This window comes from Actinotalea sp. C106, from assembly GCF_023630195.1.
In the GTDB taxonomy this organism is placed as follows: domain Bacteria; phylum Actinomycetota; class Actinomycetes; order Actinomycetales; family Cellulomonadaceae; genus Actinotalea.
This window is the reverse complement of record NZ_JALPKN010000531.1, coordinates 1-1,094: the sequence shown is the minus strand read 5'-3', so window position 1 is coordinate 1,094 and position 1,094 is coordinate 1. Positions and strand designations below refer to the sequence as shown.

The window sequence follows — 1,094 nt, the reverse complement described above, 5'->3', positions numbered from 1 at the left end:
CGGTCGAGCCGGGGTCCCCCGCGGGCTGGAGCTCGGTCCCGAGCGGGCCTGGGTCCGTGCCCGGCGGAGCCGGGGCCCCGCAGCCCACCGAGACCGGGGGGGAGGCGGGTCGAGGCGAGGAGCCCGACGGGACCTCCCCCCGGACCCACCCCTACACCTTCCTGCACATGCTCGTGCTCGTGCTCGTCGCCTTCGTCCTGGGGATGTTGATCTTCATGGTCGTCGTCAACGAGCCTCCCGACGCGAATGCTGCAGGACCCGCCCCGCAGTCCACGACCCACACACCTACTCACGAAGCTGGGGACTAGTGCCCGCCACCGACCACGCCCTCGACCTCGCGGTCGAGGCGGCCCGCGCCGCCTCGAACCGCAAGGCCCAGGAGATCATCGCCCTCGACGTCAGCGACCGGCTCGTCCTGACTGATGTGTTCCTCATCGCCTCAGGTACCAACGAGCGGCAGGTGGTCGCGATCGCCGAGGCCATCGAGGAAGCCATGCATGCCCGGGGGGTCAAAGCCCTGAGGCGCGAGGGCGTCCGCGAGGGCCGGTGGGCCCTCCTCGACTTCGGTGACATCGTCGTGCACGTCCAGCACGACGAAGACCGCGTGTACTACGCCCTCGAGCGTCTCTGGTCCGACTGCCCGGTCGTCGAGCTCCCGGCCGACGCCCGCGGCGGCGACGGCGGCCCCGAGCCCCAGGAGTGAGCGCCGGCACCGTCCTTCTCTGGCGACACGGACGCACGGCGTACAACGCCGAGGCGCGACTGCAGGGTCAGGTCGACATCCCCCTGGACGAGGTCGGCAGGTGGCAGGCCCGCGAGGCTGCCCGTGCCCTCCAGGTGAGGCACCGGCCGCGACGGATCGTCTCCTCGGACCTCGGGCGAGCGGCGGCGACCGGAGCCGCCCTCGGCGAGCTCGCCGGCCTCGAGGTCGAGACCGACCCGCGGCTGCGCGAGCGGGGCTTCGGCGCGTGGGAGGGGCTCACCTCCGAGGAGATCGCCGAGCGCTGGCCCGAGGAGCACGCCGTCTGGCGCCGCGGCCAGGACCCCGAGCGTGCGGGGGCCGAGACTCGGGCACGGGTGGCCGAGCGCATGGC

At 73.5% G+C, this 1,094-nt stretch carries 3 protein-coding genes; all 3 read left to right on the top strand.

Annotation, left to right across the window (positions count from 1 at the left end; genetic code table 11):
• On the top strand, positions 1 to 308 hold a 308-nt coding region (locus L0B03_RS18265; RefSeq protein ID WP_374205031.1), incomplete at its 5' end, for a hypothetical protein.
• A complete protein-coding gene (rsfS, locus tag L0B03_RS18260; RefSeq protein ID WP_250448487.1) occupies positions 308 to 703 on the top strand; it encodes a ribosome silencing factor in 396 nt (131 codons plus the stop codon). The genes L0B03_RS18265 and rsfS, both read left to right, overlap by 1 nt.
• Positions 700 to 1,094 (top strand): histidine phosphatase family protein (locus tag L0B03_RS18255; protein WP_250448485.1); only part of this gene is annotated, 395 nt, incomplete at its 3' end. The genes rsfS and L0B03_RS18255, both read left to right, overlap by 4 nt.